This is a genomic window from Acinetobacter sp. A47 (assembly GCF_000805455.1).
Taxonomy (GTDB): Bacteria; Pseudomonadota; Gammaproteobacteria; order Pseudomonadales; family Moraxellaceae; genus Acinetobacter.
Map to the genome: position 1 here is coordinate 452,124 of NZ_JSUS01000001.1, position 17,155 is coordinate 469,278.

The following is a 17,155-nucleotide window of genomic DNA, read 5'->3' on the forward strand; positions in this document are numbered from 1 at the left end:
GAGCAAGCACAATGAAACATTCTCATGCGACACAACAGATGGATATTTTGAATAAAGACATTATTCAACAGACCTTTCATAAGTTGTTGCCACAATATGCTTTTAAAAACCCGGTAATGGCCTGTGTCTGGGTAGGAACAATTCTAACGATTGTTGCGACTTTGTTGGGTCATGCCGGCCTTGGTTTTGGCTTGATCCTCAGTCTGATTTTACTGGTCACGGTGTTATTTGCCAATTATGCAGAAGCGGTTGCAGAAGCCAAAGGGCGTGGACAAGCTGCATCTTTACGGCAGGCGCGTGAAAATTTAACTGCAAATCGTATCCTCGACTTAAATGCGATACCGAATACGATTTCAGCCAATCTGCTCAAAAAAGATGATCTCGTTATCGTGAAAGCCGGTGAAATTGTTCCTGCGGATGGTGAGATTATTCAGGGTTTTGCCACCATCAATGAATCGGCTGTTACCGGTGAGTCTGCACCGGTATTGCGTGAAGCCCATACCGATCGTTCAGGGGTAATTGGCGGCACCAAGGTTCTGTCCGATGAGATTATTATTCGTGTCAGCAATGAAGCTGGTCATAGCTTTCTGGATCGTATGATTGCCTTGGTTGAAGGGGCTAATCGCCAGAAAACACCGAATGAGATTGCACTGAGTATCTTGCTCAATATCATGACCATCACCTTTATTGTAGTGGTCATCACCTTACCTTTTATTGGGTCTATGGTCGGGATTAAAATCAGCATGGTATTGCTGATAGCACTACTGGTATGTCTGATTCCAACCACGATTGGGGGCTTATTGCCTGCAATTGGTATCGCAGGAATGAACCGCGCTTTAAAAGCCAATGTCTTGGCCAAATCAGGTAAAGCCGTTGAAGTTGCGGGTGATATTGATGTGCTGTTGCTGGATAAAACGGGAACGATCACCTATGGAGACCGTCAGGCTACCGCCTTTTATCCATTGGCGGGCGTGACAGCCACCGAGCTACGTCAAGCAGCCATGCTGACCTCTTTTGCAGATCCCACCCCTGAAGGCAAATCGGTCATCAGTCTAGGGAAAGAACTGGGTGAAAGCATCCAAGAGCCAAAAGATGCAGAATTTATCCAGTTTAGTGCCTCGACACGGTTATCTGGGGTGGACTTGGTCAATGGGCAAAAGATTCGAAAAGGTGCTGTCGACGCCATTCTGAACTTTACCCATCAACAGATCAAAGACAATGTCGAGCTTAAAACCCGGGTCGAACAAGTGGCTTCTAAAGGGGCGACACCGCTTGTGGTGGCTTCAAATCATAGCATTCTGGGCGTGATTGAGCTCTCGGATGTGATTAAATCAGGGATTAAACAACGCTTCACACTGTTACGTGAGATGGGCATCAAAACCATCATGGTGACAGGTGATAATCCGTTGACTGCCGCGGCGATTGCAGCAGAAGCGGGTGTGGATGACTACATTGCAGAGGCCAAACCTGAAGATAAACTGGCATGTATCCGTAAACAACAGGCAGCGGGTAAACTGGTGGCCATGGTGGGTGATGGGACCAATGACGCACCTGCCTTGGCGCAGGCGGATATTGGTCTTGCCATGAACTCGGGCACGCAGGCCGCGAAAGAGGCGGGCAATATGGTGGATCTGGATTCCGATCCGACCAAACTGCTTGATGTGGTGGAAATTGGCAAGCAGCAATTGATTACCCGGGGTGCCTTAACCACCTTTTCTTTGGCCAATGATGTTTCCAAGTACTTTGTGATCCTGCCTGCCTTGTTTGCGGTAGCCATTCCACAACTTGCGGTGCTGAATATTCTGCAACTTGGCAGTCCGAGCAGTGCGGTGATTTCAGCCTTGATTTTTAATGCCTTGATTATTCCGATGTTGATCCCTTTGGCATTAAGAGGGGTACAGTTTAAACCTGCCAGTGCCTTGCAACTGTTGCGCCGTAATATGCTGATTTATGGTGTAGGCGGCGTGATCTTTCCGTTTATTGCAATCAAGTTGATTGACCTTGTTGTGTCATTGTGGATTTAGGAGATGAAAATGAATACATTAGAAAATCTGCCCTTATCAACCGAAGCTCAATCAATGCTACGTCCGGGTATGGGGCTTGTTTTGGTGGGATTTTTAATGGCTGGACTTTTGTACACTACGGCCAGTGTTTCTATCGCGCAACTGATTTTTCCTACGCAGGCCAATGGCAGTTTGATTGAGTTAAATGGAACAATTGTAGGTTCGCGTTTAGTTGGACAACCTTTTAGCAGTGAACAATATTTTCATGGTCGGCCCAGTGCGGTAAGTTACAATGTCGATGCAATGGCAGGCAGTAATTTGGCAATTTCCAATCCAGAGTTACAAAAACAGATTAAGCAAAGAACCGTGCAATTTGCTCATCGTCATCATATTTCAGAGCAACAGGTGCCGAATGAGATGATCACTGCATCAGGCAGCGGGATTGATCCGGACATTTCACCTGAAAGTGCCTTGTTACAGGTGAAACGCGTAGCAGGGCAACGCCATTTGGCAGAGCAACAATTGCGGGATTTGGTGCAACAACAGATTCAGTCGGCCCAGTTCGGTGTCTATGGGCAAGCGCGGGTCAATGTGCTACAGCTCAATCTGGCCTTAGATCAATTGTCATCTACATCTCGTTGATAGAGTCACATTTATGCAGATTGATCGCAATAACAAAGCAGATGCATGGTTGGCGCATAGTCAACGTGAACAGTCTGGACGTTTGACCATTTTCCTGGGGGCTGCGCCAGGTGTAGGCAAGACCTATGCCATGCTGACCCGGGCCCATGAACTGATGCAACAAGGGCAACAGGTGGTGGTGGGCGTGGTTGAAACCCACGGTCGATCTGATACCGAGCGCATGATTCAAGGTCTCAATGTGATTCCACGAAAGACGGTAGAATATCAAGGCCGCTTATTGGAAGAGATGGATCTTGACCAGATCCTTAAAATAAAGCCTGAAATCGTGCTGGTAGATGAGCTCGCACATCGCAATGTACCGAACAGTCGGCATGAATTTCGGTGGCAAGATGTTAATGAATTGCTGGATGCAGGAATTGATGTTTATAGCACTTTAAACATTCAGCATCTGGAAAGCCTGAATGATGTGGTGTACCAGATTACGGGCATTCGGGTGGCTGAGACCGTTCCCGACGCATTATTCAAGCGATTGAAAGACATTCGTCTGGTCGATTTGCCGGTACCTGAGCTATTAGAGCGGATGAACCATGGCAAGATTTATTTAGCCGATGTTGCCCCCCATGCATTACAGGGGTTTTTTAAGCCTGCCCATTTAACCGCATTACGTGATTTGGCGATTCAGACTGTTGCAGGGCAGGTTGAGATTGATTATCGGGAAAAGTTTGTTGCGCAGGGACAGATTATCCCGATTCAAAATCATGTCATGCTGGCGATTGACGGTTCAGCGTTTTCTGAAGATTTGGTGCGACGCGCGCATCGTATTGCAGAACGACGCAATGCAAGCTGGAGCGTAATCTCGATCCAAAAGAGCCAAAACGCCAATACCCAAGCCTTTGCCGTGACTAAAGCCTTTAATTTAGCCAGGAAACTGGGGGCCGATACCTATTTGCTGTATAGCAATCATATTGCATCGACCATTTTGCAGGCAGCCTATGATTATGGTGCATCCAATATTTTATTGGGGAAAAGTCCAAGCAAGTCGCTCTGGCAACGTCTGTTTTCTGACCATATTGCCGATCAGCTTTTAGAAAAGCAGCATCCCTTTGAGATTACCTTTGTTCAACCATTAAAAACTCAAAATCATCAGGCCAGGTCACAGGGTGATCATGTCCGCTCATCCTGGTTTGAACAGGGGCCAGCTTTCAATCCGCGCGAGATGATCGAAAGCATTTTGATTGTTTTACTTGGCTTGATTGCGGCAACCGTAAGTGATCATTTTATCGGTTATAGCGAGCTGGCTTTAATCTTTGTGGTCACCGTGCTGATCGTGGCGATGCGCGCCAGAATGTTCATCGCCATTCTGAGTGTACTGATTTGCTTCTTGTTATATAACTATTTATTTATTGAACCACGATTTACGCTACGAATTAGTGCCGAGCGTGGGGTCATGACCATCATTATCTTCATTATTTCGGCCTTGCTGGTTGGGCGTTTAGCCAATCAATTACGTGCCCAGGTGCTGAGTTTACGTGCAGCCAATTCGGTTTCCTTACAAATGCAGGAATTGGAACGGAAACTGTCTAGCTGTGTTGATATTGAGCAAGTGATGAATGTTGCCAAGCAACATTTAGAGAGCTGTTTAACAGCGACGGTCTGGCTCAGAATCGGAGAGCAGGAATTAGGCGATAGCAGTGTATTGAATGAAAAAGACCAGATTGCAGCAAACTGGACCCAGAAAAATGCCAAACCCTGTGGACGGTTTACCAATACCTTAACCCAATCGGACTGGTGGTTTAATCCATTGAATCTGGTCGGCGGTTATGGTGTGATTGCACTGCGGTTTAGTCCAAATACAGACACCATCAGTTTTGAGCAGCAGCGGCTGGCTGAACTGATGATCGATGATATTGCCCAAACCACGTCGCGGGTGCAGTTGTCTTTGCAGTTGGAAAACTCCCGCATTGTCGCCGAAACTGAAAAATTGCGTTCGGCATTATTGTCGTCGGTTTCCCATGATTTACGTTCACCTTTGGCGGCGATGATCGGTTCGGCGGATAGCCTGAAATACTATGCTGCGCAGATGTCCGCAGAAGATCGTGAAAGTTTACTGGACACCATTCATGTCGAAGGGGAACGACTGGACCGTTATATTCAAAACCTGCTGGATATGACCCGGCTCGGTCACCAGGGATTAAGCTTGAGTCGCGACTGGATTGCGGTGGAAGAACTGATTGGTTCAGCGACCCAGCGACTGAAACGCTACCAACCTCATGTCAGTATTGATGTTCAGATTCCGGAAGACTTGCCGCAACTGTATGTGCATCCTGCCTTGATTGAACAGGCGATTTTTAATGTGCTGGAAAATGCGGCCAAGTTTTCACCAGATCATGTGCCAGTGGAAATCCGGATTCGGCAGGAGGAAAACGCGCTTCAGATTGATATTATGGATCAAGGGATGGGCATTCCTGAAGAAGAACGCGAACAAATCTTTGATATGTTCTATACCATGCAACGTGGAGATCGTGGTAAAACAGGAACAGGTTTAGGGCTTGCCATTGTAAAAGCGATTATCGGGGCGCATATGGGCAGCATAGAAGCTTTAGCGGGAGCTCATGCGCAAGGGACTTTAATTAGAATACGCTTACCACTTCATCAGGATTAAAATCATTCTTTATGCCACACACATTCAATCAGCATGCTTCTATTCTCATCATCGATGATGAGCCGCAAATTCGAAAATTTCTGGATATTGCCTTACGGGCGCAAGGTTATTCGGTTCATGTCGCTGAGAATGGGGTGAAAGGACTGGAAAGTCTGGCGAGCCGTGGTGCAGATCTGCTGATTCTTGATCTGGGTTTGCCCGATATGGAGGGACAAGAGGTGTTGACAGAATTACGGCAATGGTCAGATATTCCCGTGATCGTCTTATCTGCGCGGCCGGATGAAAATCAAAAAATCAGGTTACTGGATGCCGGTGCCAATGATTATGTGACCAAACCTTTTAGTATTCAGGAACTGTGTGCCCGTATCCGGGTCATGTTCCGCAATAAACCGCAGCACTTAGAACAACATATTGTCTTTAACGATGGCTTGCTTTGGGTCGATTTCGCCGAGCATACGGTGCAATTGGCAGGTCAGGAAATTACCTTGACCAAAAAAGAATTTCAGCTCTTGGCGCTGCTGATTCGTCACCAAGGCAAGATTGTGACGCAAAAACAGATCATGACCGAGTTATGGGGCATTAGCCATGAAGAAGACACCCATTATCTGAGAATCTTGGTGAAAAAACTCAGAACAAAAATTGGCGATTCAGCCCTCAGTCCCAAATATATTTATACCATTGCAGGGGTCGGTTTACGTTTTTTGGGCTGAGTCTTTAAGCATCGTACAACTTGTAGACAGGGCTGATTTTAATTTTTATTTAAATCTTGATAAAACAAATCCTACTTATTTGCCATTTGTTATACTCTCTATTCCACTATTTGTCTTAATTTTTTCTTGCTTCTTAAATAAAAAGGATGGATTTTTAAACCATTTTGGTGTTAATCCTATGGTTTATTATTTGTCTCACCTGGCTTTTCTACTTTTATCTTTAAATTTTATTAAAATGAATAATCAATCTATTCTTTTTCCAATAATAATATTATTTATCTCTTTTCTAGGGCTATATATTTTAATAAAACTGAAAGAAAAGATAAATTTTATTAATGTCTTATTTGAAACACCAATTATAAAAGGTAAATGATAATCTGCATGAGCCCTCTAAGGAGGGCTTTTACAATTATGGTTAAGCTTCTTCTGGTTGTAGTAACTTACGGCCATATGCGAGTAAATCATAAATATGGGTCACAGATCTGCCGCCAAACAGAGGGGGCTGATCTATTAATTCAGCATAGTTAAAGTAGCAGATTGAACGAATATCAAAATGTTTTTACCACTGCCTGTCTGATACAGGCAGCGGTAGAGTAAAATAAGCTGAAAATCTTTCTATCGTTTTTATCCCGATTAACTGAAGGGGATATGGACGATTGAAGTTTATTATTTTCCTGCGCTGGGGTAAATGTATTTCTTTTGTTAAGCAGACAGGTCTGTATACATGTTTTAAACAGCATTTTTATAGAATTTTAAATATCTTTATTTTGTATCCAGCAGGATATGTGATTTAAATAATTAAGTGATTTAAGGAAATTATATGAAAAAACTTATCCTCTCTTCAGCAATGCTTATGTTAATTGCATCAACTTCTGCGATTGCCGGACAAAATCATACATTAGCAACACAGGGTAAAAATCTGGCTCAGTCATCTGAATACAAGAATGTAGAAACGGTTTGCAAACATCGTTGGTGTGGGGGTTAATAATTAAAATATTTATGTTTTAATGAACTTGTTTGATAAGTATCATACATCATCATTAAAGGGAGTAATTCATTTTACTCCCTTTACTTGAGGCTTTTAAAGAGGCATTTCTCGCTTTAACTCAAAATACTTTTATACGGTTTTAAAGTTACATGATTTCAGGTTTTACTGTGGCTAATATCTGGAGATAGAGTCAGTAATCTAATGGTTAATCCTGGTTATATTGTGTCACAATAAGTTTATCTAGATATTCATACCATCGCACGAATGCTTTAAAAACACGCTTGACGGATTGAACTGCTATTTCTCTTTCAGCTTCGGTAAATGTAATCTGATTAATCATGTTTTCATCCTGGCCAATCGTATGGCCGGTTTCTTTATTAACATGAATATCACTACAATAACTTAATTGATATTCGGAATTATGTGTAATATCTCTGAGTTTTGAAAATATGACATTTCCGGTCACTTCTATTGCTTCAATAATAGCAAGACGGATATTGGCGGGTTGATTGTGGATTAAATCAATCAATTCAAAAAAAAGAATCTGATTTTCATTATTTTCTTTTGCCCATAGTTGTTTTAATGTTTCTGTAAAACTTTCTGGAAGTGCATAGTTTAGTTTCTCTAAATCTTGTATGAACCAGATCCAGTGTTCAGCATCTTCAGCGGTATGAATATTGATAATATTTTCCCAACTGTTTTTAGGTGATTGAAATGGCAAGATATATTTATTCAGATCGCCAAAACTCATGACAAAATAAGCAATAGAGGGAAGAAATATAAGCCGGTTTTTTAATGGTATTGATGGATTGTCCAGAGTTTTTAAAAGATTGGATTGATCCAGACGTATACGTTCTGAGTCGATCAGTTTTTTAATTTGCATCATCTTGCTAGCTCCGGTCAGGACGATAGGGAAATGAATTGATGGCATTTTTTATATAGGCTGAAACCATTCAGATATTAATCATTAACTGTGTTTCATTATTATGGCTTTTAGGTTTTTAATGTTAATGATGTAAATTGAATTGAAGCTGGTTTATTTGTGGTTGAATTTTATACCCGGCTTTGGTGAGTGCTGTGATGATAGTTTTAAGTTATAAATATATCGGCTTTTATAAATTTTTATTTTAGTTTGGCTATATAATCAGTACGAAGTTATAAAATAAAAACAGTTCCGGTTTAGCTATATAATTTAAATATGCTGTTCTGAACCGGTGAAAGCGGAAGGTTTCTTCAGAGGTGAAACCTTCCAGTCAGTGCATTAAAGATGTTTTTGGAAAAATGGAATAATTTTTTCTAAAGCTTGAGCAACCGGGCCTGGCTGATCATATAAATCATAATGGCTTGCACCTTTCACGATAAATAGGTTTTTCTCTTTAGACGCTGCTTTGTTAAATAGTTCATAGCCATCACGATAAGAGCCAAAACTGCCCGGAATGTCTGCAATCACGATCTGTAAGGGTTGGGTGAGCAGATGATCGGCCAAATGAAAAGCGTCAAACCCAACAGCAGCAGCCAGGCTGGAAAAACGTAATTTGTTTGGTGAACCTGTGGCCTGACCACGAGCGGTCGTATAGTAATCTACTGCTTCCCTGATATCGATATCATGAAGGCCAGACTGTTCACGTTGCTGTTGTGAATTGGGAATATAGGAGGTGATCAAGGCATCTGCACCCCGTGCTTCGGCCGTGCGTTGGGCTGCAATTGCTTCCAGAGTTTTAATGGCTGCATCAGCACTCTGATCGCCTTCATGCATTAAACGACCATAGTTTACCCCGACAACACTCGCCACTGCTTTGAAACGCCGTTCAGTCATGGCGGCATTTACGGCATAGCCGCCACCGCCACAGATTCCCAATACACCGATACGGTCTTGATTGACATAATCCAGCGTACTGAGATAATCGGCTGCACAACGGAAGTCTTCTACACGGGTTGCAGGATCTTCAAGAAAACGTGGTTCTCCACCACTTGCGCCCTGATAAGATGCATCAAATGCCAAAGTAATAAACCCGGCTTCTGATAGTTTTTCACCGTAAATTGTACCTGAAGTCTGCTCTTTACAGCTGCTAATCGGATGCGCACATACAATTGCGGCATAGGATTTGTTTTCATCAAAATCTTTGGGGTAGCGGATGGTTGCAGAAATATCAATATGTTTATTTTTGAAAGTTACGGTTTTCATCATGGTATCTCCGGAAAAGGAACTCTGCCGATGAAACCACTATAAGCGGTAAGATTTATTATGATAATCCGGTATAATAAGATAAGATTTATATTGAATACTTATAAATAATGAAAGAAAACCTGAATGATTTACATGTTTTTATGGTGGTTGCCCAAGAGCGCAGTTTTACCCGTGCAGCCGCCAGACTCAGAACCTCCCAATCAGCGATTAGTCAAACCTTACGCAATCTGGAAGACCGTATTGGCATAAAGCTGTTGTCCAGAACAACACGAAGCGTAGCACCCACGGAAGCGGGTGAGTATTTATTGAATCTGGTGCAACCGGCAATAGAAGAAATCGAGCAGGGTATGCATCAGGTTCGGGCCTTGAAAGAAAATCCGGCGGGAACCTTGCGGATCAGTGCCGATGAGTATGGTATCCAAAGTGTTTTATGGCCAGCTGTCGAAAAAATTATCCGGCAGTTTCCTCAGATCTCGGTAGAGATTACATCTGATTATGGGCTGGTCGATATTGTCGATGAGCGTTTTGATGCCGGCTTACGCAGAGGAGGGCTGGTTTCCAGAGACATGATTGCCTTGCAGGTAAGTAAGCCGATACCGATGTTAACAGTTGCAACCAGCGCGTATCTGGCGAGATATGGTTATCCCGAACATCCCAAAGACCTGATTGCACATCAATGTATAAATTTAAGGTTGCCAACACATGGCGCGCTTTATCGATGGCAGTTTACTCAGGCAAATAAAATCCAGAGTGTCAATGTGGACGCTAAAATTGTGTTTACAACCTTGTCCCCGATTCTGCAAGCAGTGAGAAGCGGGGCAGGCATTGCTTATCTGCCGATCGATATGGTGCAGCCTTATATTGAAAGTGGCGAACTGCAAGAAGTCTTGCAAGACTGGAGGCACTGTTATGAACCTTATCATTTGTATTATCCGCATAGACGAGAGCAAGCCCCTTTACTAAATATCCTGATCAATGCCTTAAAAGATAATTTTAATCCTCATGAATGAATGTTTCCGGTCATTGATGCTCATCCGGACGATCAGGGCTGGGTCTTTAATCCGGTACAGGTTACACAGCTGGATGATTTTTGGGGAACAGGCTCAGGTTTGTTGATTTATAGACATGTTGTATTTTTTAAATTATTGATAATAAAAATATTTAAATCTAATTGCTTGAACGTGTGATCAACAGAAGCCGTTTCCATTTTACTGTTCTCAATGATTCAACCTGATTTTTCAGCTTCTAATTCCTTAACGCATATCGTGATGTTTTGTGCAGACCCGTAGGACAACGCCCGGTAAATAGCTCATGTAAGTGAATAAGTAAAAAATTGTGTGCACATGCATATAACTGTTTGACACAGAGCCTGCTGCTGATAATATGTGTGCACATGCATATATTTTGAGGCAATATGAAACGTATCGTCGTATGTATTACCGGGGCAACGGGCGTTATTTATGGAATCAGACTGCTTGAGAAACTGACAGCATTAAATATCGAGACTCATTTGGTCATGAGCAAATGGGCCAAGGTCACCGTGCAGCAGGAAACAGATTATTCATTAAAAGATCTGGAAAAAATCGCCACTTACATCTATTCAGATGCAGACCAGTCTGCGCCTATTGCCAGCGGGTCATTTCGTTATGACGGTGTGGTGATTGCTCCTTGCAGCATGAAGACGCTGGCAGGTATCCGGATGGGATATGCCGAAAACCTGATCATGAGAACTGCGGATGTCGCCTTGAAAGAAAGAAGGCGACTGGTATTGATGGTACGCGAAACTCCGCTGAGCGTAATTCATCTGGAAAATATGCTCGGGGTTGCAAAAGCCGGCGCCATTATTTTTCCAGCCATGCCCGCCTTTTATCACCAGCCTTATACATTGGATGATGTGATTAACCAGGGGGTGGGCAGAATACTGGATATGTTTGATATTGATGATCCTTCTTTAAAACGCTGGGAAGGCCTGGCAAAGCAGAAAACAAGACAAAACAGGGAAAGCAAATCATGAGTTTACTTGAGAGCGCACTAGATTTTCGTACCTTTCTGAACGAACTGGCAAAGCGTCAGGATCTGGTTGAGATACAGCAGGAGGTTTCTGCGGAACTGGAACTGGCGGCAATTACCCGTAGAGTATATGAACACCGGTTACCGGCGCCGTTGTTTTGCAATATACGGGGCAGCATGCCGGGCGCACGTATTTTGGGAGCGCCTGCCGGCATGACAGCCAAAGCGGGTGAGGAATATGCCCGGCTGGCCCTGCATTTTGGCTTGGCTGCCCATAGCTCACCTCAGGACATTGTTGCCAAAATTCGCGCTGCAGTGAAAGCCGAGCCGGTCGCACCTGAATATTGCCTGACCGGACCGGTCAAGGAAAATATCTGGCTTGGTGATGAGGTTGATCTTGAACGTTTTCCTGTGCCTTTGCTGCATGAAAAAGATGGCGGAAAATATTTTGGAACCTATGGTTTCCATGTGGTGCAATCGCCCGATGGTGAATGGAAGAGTTGGGGCATTGGACGCCTGATGCTGGTGGATGGCAAGCGCCTTACAGGCCCTGCAATCCCGACCCAGCACATTGGCATGATCCGGGAAATGTGGAGCAAGCAAGGCAAGCCGACCCCTTGGGCAATGGTACTGGGTGCGCCACCCGCTGCCGTGGCGGTCGCTGGCATGCCGTTACCTGCCTATGTCAGCGAGCCGGATTATATCGGGGCCTTGCTTGGCAAAAGCCTGTCTCTGGTCAAGACACAAACCAATGACCTTTGGGTTCCTGCCAATGCAGAGATTGTGCTGGAAGGTGAAATTAGCCTGACCGAGCAGGCGCAGGAAGGCCCGATGGGGGAATATCACGGTTATCAGCATTATCAGGGCAACCTGCATCCGGTGTTTCATGTCAAGGCGGTCACTTTCAGAAACAATCCTATTTTACCTATCTGTGTGGCAGGATTGCCGCCAGAAGAGAACCATACCATTTGGGGAACCATGATCTCGGCACAGTTGCTTGAGATTATGCAACAGGCGCAGCTTCCTGTAGACTTTGTCTGGTGTTCGTATGAAGCTGCCACCTGTTGGGCTGTTGTTTCGGTCGATCCGGCGAAACTGGCCTTGCTCGATACCTGTGCCGCCGAGTTTGCCGCGCGGGTTGCAGAGCTAGTGTTTGGTTCTCATCCCGGTTATCTGGTTCCAAAGCTGATTCTGGTAAGCAATGATATCGATATTACCGATATTCAACAGGTGGTCTGGGCTTTGGCCACACGTTCACATCCGCAGCATGATCATTTTACTTTTCCTGAGCTGAAATCATTTCCGATGGTGCCTTATCTGACGGGTGAAGATAAACAACGTGGACGTGGAGGAAAGGTGATTATCAACTGTCTGTTCCCTGAGCAGTTTAAAGGCCGGGAAAGGGCAGGGACAGCTTCGTTTCAACATTCCTATCCCGAACACATACGGAATAAAGTACTGGAAAACTGGACGCGTTATGGCTATTCATCAGGATCTTAAACATCAACTGGATGAGGGGCTGGGTTTACCCCAGGATGCCCTGTATCTCATGACCGAACTGGTGCGTTATCGCGAGAAACGCCTCAGTTCATTACTTGGTCAAAAAGGTATTTCGCTGCATGAGTGGCGTGCACTACGCATTCTCTATAGCTTCAAGGGCGATGTAGCGATGAGTGAATTGATCGCGCATTCGCAGACGGATCGCACAGCATTAGGACGTACCATTAACCAGCTTGTTCACAGGGGCTGGGTCAAACGTTTTCCTGCGCCAGAGGATAAGCGTGCCTTGTTTTTGACGGTCACAGATGATTCCCGCGAAATATTTGTGCAGGTCTGGCAGCTTGTTACAGAGTTTGACCGGCAACTGCTAGACAGCATTGATGAAGCGGAGCGGCCTTTACTCAAGCGCCTTTTACAGACCATGATGCAATCAAGCGATATTCAGGATGACAAATAAGCCTTGAGGGCTGCCAGAGCACTGACAGCTCAATGTAGATCAAGCCATATATCTTGCTCAGGATAGATGGCTTTATTTTTATGCGTATAAATCAAAATAGACTCAACAATAAAAATAAGGAGCGTGGTTAAACTGGCATATTCATTGCTTCATTTAAGCCATCTGGTCAGACCAGTCAGACAATGCCTTAAATTGGAGCGTGTATGCAACTCGAGATATTCAATCAGCTAGATTCAGGTGAGGCCAGCCAGCTTTTGCAGGCCTGTGTGCATATGCCGGCCTGGATTTCTGAACTGCTGGCGCAGCGTCCTTATTGCTCTACGCAACAGCTTTATCGAGCAGCCGCCGCACAGGCCCACAGCTGGCAATGGCCTGAAATTGCTACAGCGCTGGCACAGCATCCACGCATTGGTGAGAAAAAGGCGGCAACGGCCTTGTCTGAAAAAGAACAGCAATTTTCACAACACGAACAAGCCGGGGTTGAAACCGGTGCGGTTGTGCAACTGGCGCTATATCAGGGCAATTTAGATTACGAGCACAAATTCGGGCATATTTTTCTGATTCGTGCGGCGGGTCGTTCCGGTCAGCAGATCTTGTCCGAGTTGCAACGTCGCTTACTCAATACGGCTGAACAGGAGCAGGCCGAAGTAAAACAGCAGCTGGCTGAAATTGCCTTGATTCGTTTAAAACAGGAGATTCAATAATGGCAGGCATTAGCACACATATTTTAAATGCATCACTGGGACAGCCAGCTGCTCAGGTACTGGTGAAACTCTATCAAGCAGTCAACCATCAATATATTTTGCTGGATGAACAGTTTACCGATGCAGATGGTCGTATTTCTGCTTTCAAGACCGAAACATTGATTCAGGCCAGCTATCAATTGGTTTTTGAAGTGGGGGATTATTTTCAGGCTTTAAATACAGCCAGCTTCTACCCAAGTGTCTGTATCAATTTTAAGGTGGCCGATACGCAACAGCATTATCACGTCCCGTTATTGATCAGCCCTTTTTCCTATTCAACCTACCGCGGTAGCTAAATCAATGCAAGCAATGTGGGCTTTATGAATCTGATTTGAGGAATTAACCATGCAGCAAAACAATACCCACCCAGAACGAGATGCACAGCTTCCGGCGGAACATCAATATTTGGGCATGAAGAAAAACATGTTGTATGGTTTACAGCATGTGTTGACGATGTATGGTGGAATTATTGCACCACCATTGATTATTGGAGCAGCGGCAGGGCTGGAAGCTTCAGAGACTGGATTATTGGTGGCTGCGGCCTTATTTGTCGGCGGGCTGGCCACTATTATACAAACCATCGGTTTCAAGCATGTTGGTGCACAGTTACCGATTGTGCAAGGTGTATCTTTTGCCGGTGTGGCTACCATTCTGGCCATTGTCAGCACCGGTGGCGGGCTGGCTTCTGCCTTTGGTGCGGTGATTGTGGCTTCGCTCGTTGGTTTATTGCTGACGCCATTCTTTGCCAAAATTATCCGCTTCTTTCCTCCGGTGGTGACGGGCTGTGTGATTACCATGATCGGTATTTCGCTATTGCCTGTGGCAATCCGCTGGATGATGGGCGGTAATCCCAAAGCTGAAAACTGGGGCGATCCGGCCAATGTCGGTCTGGCGGTGATGACGCTGGCGATCGTGATTATCTTCAGCATGTTACGCAGCCAGATGCTACGCCGGCTCGCAATTCTGGCTGCAATTGTCATCGGTACGGGGCTGGCATATGTTGCTGGGTTTACGGATTTTTCAACGGTCAGTGCCGGAGCTGTTGTCGCATTTCCAAGTTTCTTCCATTTTGGTGTTCCGGTATTTGAGTTTTCTGCCATTTTGTCGATGACCATTGTGACCTTGGTGATCATGACTGAAACCACCGCCGATATTATTGCGATTGGTGAAATTGTGGGGAGCCAGGTTGATGCAAAACGTATTGGCAATGGTTTACGTGCCGATATGTTATCGAGTGCCATTTCTCCAGTGTTTGGCTCATTCATGCAAACAGCTTTTGCCCAAAATGTCGGACTGGTTGCCATTACCGGCATTAAAAGCCGTTTTGTGGTGGCGACGGCGGGCGGTATCTTGATTATTCTGGGTTTGTTACCAGTCATGGGGCGTCTGGTGGCTTCGATTCCAATGCCGGTTCTGGGTGGGGCAGGCATCGTGTTATTTGGTACAGTGGCCGCCAGTGGTATACGAACCTTGGCCAAAGTAGATTATAACGATCATAAAAACCTGTTGATCGTAGCCACTTCACTGGCTATCGGCATGATTCCGATTGTTAATCAGGAGTTCTATGCACAATTTCCAACCTGGGTAAAAACCTTGTTGCACTCAGGCATCAGTTCAGCCTGTATGACTGCCATTTTACTCAATATTCTTTTTAACCATTTACCGTTCACTAAAAAAACAGTGCAAGTGGCACGTCTGCCTTTAAATTCAGGGCATTGATCATCACGGATTCAGGGCTGAATATACAAACTGAATCCCAACCTGTAGCGCATTAAAAGTGGCTTTTTTAATCTTGAAAAAAAAGCCCCCTATACAGGGGGGAGTTAAAAACGCAAAGACTTAATCCAGTGGATTACCGATAATATTACTGATAATGCCTTGCATGATATGTGAGCCTTGCTCCTGATAGAGTGACTGATACCATTCTTGGGTTACCTGCGGGTCTTTCATATGGGTCACATCGCAACGTTTGCGTGCTCTTAACACCATTTCTCGTGTCCGCTCATTACGTTTGTTTTGATAACGTGCCAAAGCATCTTCCAGACCAAAGGTATTGATTTGCAAGGCACGGGCAAGATATATCGCATCTTCCATGGCCTGGCAGCCACCTTGTCCAATATCGGGGGTGGTGCTATGCGCTGCATCACCCAGCAACACTACGCGTTCTTTATAAAAGTCCATAAAAGGTTCAATATCATGGATTTCAACACGATTGGTTTTGTGCTCATCTATATGTTCAATCAGTGTCTGTACGGGGTCGCACCAGCCACTAAAATGCAGCTTGAGATCTTGCTTATAGTGTTCACGGTGATTTTCCAGCCCAGCTGCTAACGGCACATCAAAAAAGAAATAAAAACGCTTCTGTGCAACCGGCATCAGCGAAACTCGTTTGCCTTCACCAATATAGGTGGTCCATTGCATGGCCGGCGCAATGCTTTCATCAATTTCAACCAGTCCGTTCCAGTTGACATAACCGGCATAGCGACGTTCGACCTGATAGCCCAGTACATATTGTCGGGTGAGGGAATGGGTACCGTCTGCCCCGATCAGCAGGTCGGCAGTAGCGTGTGAACCGTCTTGAAAATGAAGGCTAACCGCATCTGGACGGGCTTCAATCGCCGTCATTTTCATGCCCAGTCTGATATCTTCCAGCCCAAATTGCTGCATTAACAAGTGCTGCAGATCGGCCCGGGCAACGGGGTAGGCGCGTTGGCCAACTTCTTTATATAACGGTGTTAAACTAAATTGGGTCATGGTTTGCTGGCTTAGTCCATCGACATAGGCCAAAGATTCCATCTGTCCGCCGAGTGCCTGAATCTGGTCGGTTAAACCCAGATAGTTGAGGCATTTGACTCCATTTGACCAGAGTGAAATGGCGGCCCCAACAGGTAAAATTTCGGCTGCCTGCTCATAGATGGTGACCTGATGCCCAAATTTTTTTAACGCGATACCGGCAGTCAATCCCCCCATACCGGCACCTACAATTGCAATATTCATCGTTCAGACCCTAAATATAAAATGAAGTTTCTAAACAGTTCTAAGCGAGAAGTGTGCCAATTTTAGGAACTGGTTTTACTGGTCATACCAGATCGATTGCGTTATTCAAAAGCAAAAAATACAAGGCTGCATGGAGATGGTTCAAAGCATGCGGCAAAGTGGTGCATTGTCTGGTCGATGCTTTGCCCTGATATGACATAAAACAGCTGGCGTCCATGCCGTCCACTTTAGGGAGAGAGAGTTAAGCTGGATAAG

General features: G+C 44.9%; 15 protein-coding genes. 12 read left to right on the forward strand and 3 right to left on the reverse strand.

Going from position 1 to position 17,155, the window contains the following annotated elements; genetic code table 11:
* The first annotated feature begins 11 nt into the window (after nucleotides 1-11).
* The 5 genes from kdpB (at nucleotide 12) to OC23_RS19115 (ending at nucleotide 7,002) form a co-directional block, all read left to right on the forward strand.
* Nucleotides 12-2,024, forward strand: a complete 2,013-nt coding sequence (gene kdpB / locus OC23_RS02140; protein WP_038342415.1) for a potassium-transporting ATPase subunit KdpB — start codon at nucleotides 12-14, stop codon at nucleotides 2,022-2,024.
* Between the two features lie 9 nt (nucleotides 2,025-2,033).
* Entirely contained in the window at nucleotides 2,034-2,645 is a 612-nt protein-coding gene (gene kdpC / locus OC23_RS02145) for a potassium-transporting ATPase subunit KdpC (protein WP_038342417.1), read from the forward strand.
* A gap of 13 nt (nucleotides 2,646-2,658) precedes the next feature.
* On the forward strand, nucleotides 2,659-5,307 hold the full coding sequence (locus OC23_RS02150) for a sensor histidine kinase (RefSeq protein ID WP_038342420.1): 2,649 nt from the start codon (nucleotides 2,659-2,661) through the stop codon (nucleotides 5,305-5,307).
* Between the two features lie 11 nt (nucleotides 5,308-5,318).
* Nucleotides 5,319-6,017 carry a response regulator transcription factor gene (locus OC23_RS02155; protein WP_038342421.1) on the forward strand — a complete coding sequence of 233 codons (699 nt, stop codon included), beginning with the start codon at nucleotides 5,319-5,321 and terminating at the stop codon, nucleotides 6,015-6,017.
* Nucleotides 6,018-6,837: 820 nt separating this feature from the next.
* Nucleotides 6,838-7,002, forward strand: coding sequence for a hypothetical protein (locus tag OC23_RS19115; RefSeq protein WP_161792250.1), 165 nt, complete (start codon nucleotides 6,838-6,840; stop codon nucleotides 7,000-7,002).
* A 208-nt stretch (nucleotides 7,003-7,210) separates the two neighbouring features.
* Here the strand turns inward: OC23_RS19115 and OC23_RS02165 are convergent, their stop codons facing one another.
* Nucleotides 7,211-7,891 carry a hypothetical protein gene (locus OC23_RS02165; protein WP_038342426.1) on the reverse strand — a complete coding sequence of 227 codons (681 nt, stop codon included), beginning with the start codon at nucleotides 7,889-7,891 and terminating at the stop codon, nucleotides 7,211-7,213.
* Between the two features lie 375 nt (nucleotides 7,892-8,266).
* Nucleotides 8,267-9,190 carry an alpha/beta hydrolase gene (locus OC23_RS02170; RefSeq protein ID WP_171194736.1) on the reverse strand — a complete coding sequence of 308 codons (924 nt, stop codon included), beginning with the start codon at nucleotides 9,188-9,190 and terminating at the stop codon, nucleotides 8,267-8,269.
* A gap of 110 nt (nucleotides 9,191-9,300) precedes the next feature.
* On the opposite strand from OC23_RS02170, the gene OC23_RS02175 reads away from it, so the two are divergent.
* The 7 genes from OC23_RS02175 to OC23_RS02205 all read left to right on the forward strand — a co-directional run bounded on the left by OC23_RS02175 (nucleotide 9,301) and on the right by OC23_RS02205 (nucleotide 15,622).
* Entirely contained in the window at nucleotides 9,301-10,203 is a 903-nt protein-coding gene (locus tag OC23_RS02175; RefSeq protein ID WP_038342428.1) for a LysR family transcriptional regulator, read from the forward strand.
* Nucleotides 10,204-10,607: 404 nt separating this feature from the next.
* The gene (locus tag OC23_RS02180; RefSeq protein ID WP_038342429.1) at nucleotides 10,608-11,207 is read left to right on the forward strand and encodes a UbiX family flavin prenyltransferase; all 600 of its coding nucleotides are present in this window, start codon (nucleotides 10,608-10,610) and stop codon (nucleotides 11,205-11,207) included.
* A complete protein-coding gene (locus tag OC23_RS02185; RefSeq protein WP_038342432.1) occupies nucleotides 11,204-12,703 on the forward strand; it encodes a UbiD family decarboxylase in 1,500 nt (499 codons plus the stop codon). The genes OC23_RS02180 and OC23_RS02185 overlap by 4 nt, the downstream gene beginning before the upstream one ends.
* Nucleotides 12,681-13,160, forward strand: a complete 480-nt coding sequence (locus OC23_RS02190) for a MarR family winged helix-turn-helix transcriptional regulator (RefSeq protein WP_052209130.1) — start codon at nucleotides 12,681-12,683, stop codon at nucleotides 13,158-13,160. The genes OC23_RS02185 and OC23_RS02190 overlap by 23 nt, the downstream gene beginning before the upstream one ends.
* 203 nt (nucleotides 13,161-13,363) lie before the next feature.
* A complete protein-coding gene (uraD, locus tag OC23_RS02195) occupies nucleotides 13,364-13,864 on the forward strand; it encodes a 2-oxo-4-hydroxy-4-carboxy-5-ureidoimidazoline decarboxylase (RefSeq protein ID WP_038342433.1) in 501 nt (166 codons plus the stop codon).
* Nucleotides 13,864-14,199: a hydroxyisourate hydrolase gene (gene uraH, locus OC23_RS02200; protein ID WP_038342434.1), complete on the forward strand. Its 336-nt coding sequence runs from the start codon at nucleotides 13,864-13,866 to the stop codon at nucleotides 14,197-14,199. The genes uraD and uraH overlap by 1 nt, the downstream gene beginning before the upstream one ends.
* A gap of 49 nt (nucleotides 14,200-14,248) precedes the next feature.
* Nucleotides 14,249-15,622 (forward strand): nucleobase:cation symporter-2 family protein, encoded by a 1,374-nt coding sequence (locus tag OC23_RS02205; protein WP_038342437.1) that lies wholly within the window; start codon nucleotides 14,249-14,251, stop codon nucleotides 15,620-15,622.
* 120 nt (nucleotides 15,623-15,742) lie between these two features.
* On the opposite strand, the gene hpxO is transcribed toward OC23_RS02205, so the two are convergent.
* The gene (hpxO, locus tag OC23_RS02210; RefSeq protein ID WP_038342439.1) at nucleotides 15,743-16,900 is read right to left on the reverse strand and encodes an FAD-dependent urate hydroxylase HpxO; all 1,158 of its coding nucleotides are present in this window, start codon (nucleotides 16,898-16,900) and stop codon (nucleotides 15,743-15,745) included.
* Nucleotides 16,901-17,155: the final 255 nt, after the last annotated feature.

Coding starts and splice junctions, on each gene's coding strand:
- kdpB (WP_038342415.1), top strand. CDS start 12: ATGAAACATTCTCATGCGACACAACAGATGGATATTTTGAATAAAGAC.
- kdpC (WP_038342417.1), top strand. CDS start 2,034: ATGAATACATTAGAAAATCTGCCCTTATCAACCGAAGCTCAATCAATG.
- OC23_RS02150 (WP_038342420.1), top strand. CDS start 2,659: ATGCAGATTGATCGCAATAACAAAGCAGATGCATGGTTGGCGCATAGT.
- OC23_RS02155 (WP_038342421.1), top strand. CDS start 5,319: ATGCCACACACATTCAATCAGCATGCTTCTATTCTCATCATCGATGAT.
- OC23_RS19115 (WP_161792250.1), top strand. CDS start 6,838: ATGAAAAAACTTATCCTCTCTTCAGCAATGCTTATGTTAATTGCATCA.
- OC23_RS02165 (WP_038342426.1), bottom strand. CDS start 7,891: ATGATGCAAATTAAAAAACTGATCGACTCAGAACGTATACGTCTGGAT.
- OC23_RS02170 (WP_171194736.1), bottom strand. CDS start 9,190: ATGAAAACCGTAACTTTCAAAAATAAACATATTGATATTTCTGCAACC.
- OC23_RS02175 (WP_038342428.1), top strand. CDS start 9,301: ATGAAAGAAAACCTGAATGATTTACATGTTTTTATGGTGGTTGCCCAA.
- OC23_RS02180 (WP_038342429.1), top strand. CDS start 10,608: ATGAAACGTATCGTCGTATGTATTACCGGGGCAACGGGCGTTATTTAT.
- OC23_RS02185 (WP_038342432.1), top strand. CDS start 11,204: ATGAGTTTACTTGAGAGCGCACTAGATTTTCGTACCTTTCTGAACGAA.
- OC23_RS02190 (WP_052209130.1), top strand. CDS start 12,681: ATGGCTATTCATCAGGATCTTAAACATCAACTGGATGAGGGGCTGGGT.
- uraD (WP_038342433.1), top strand. CDS start 13,364: ATGCAACTCGAGATATTCAATCAGCTAGATTCAGGTGAGGCCAGCCAG.
- uraH (WP_038342434.1), top strand. CDS start 13,864: ATGGCAGGCATTAGCACACATATTTTAAATGCATCACTGGGACAGCCA.
- OC23_RS02205 (WP_038342437.1), top strand. CDS start 14,249: ATGCAGCAAAACAATACCCACCCAGAACGAGATGCACAGCTTCCGGCG.
- hpxO (WP_038342439.1), bottom strand. CDS start 16,900: ATGAATATTGCAATTGTAGGTGCCGGTATGGGGGGATTGACTGCCGGT.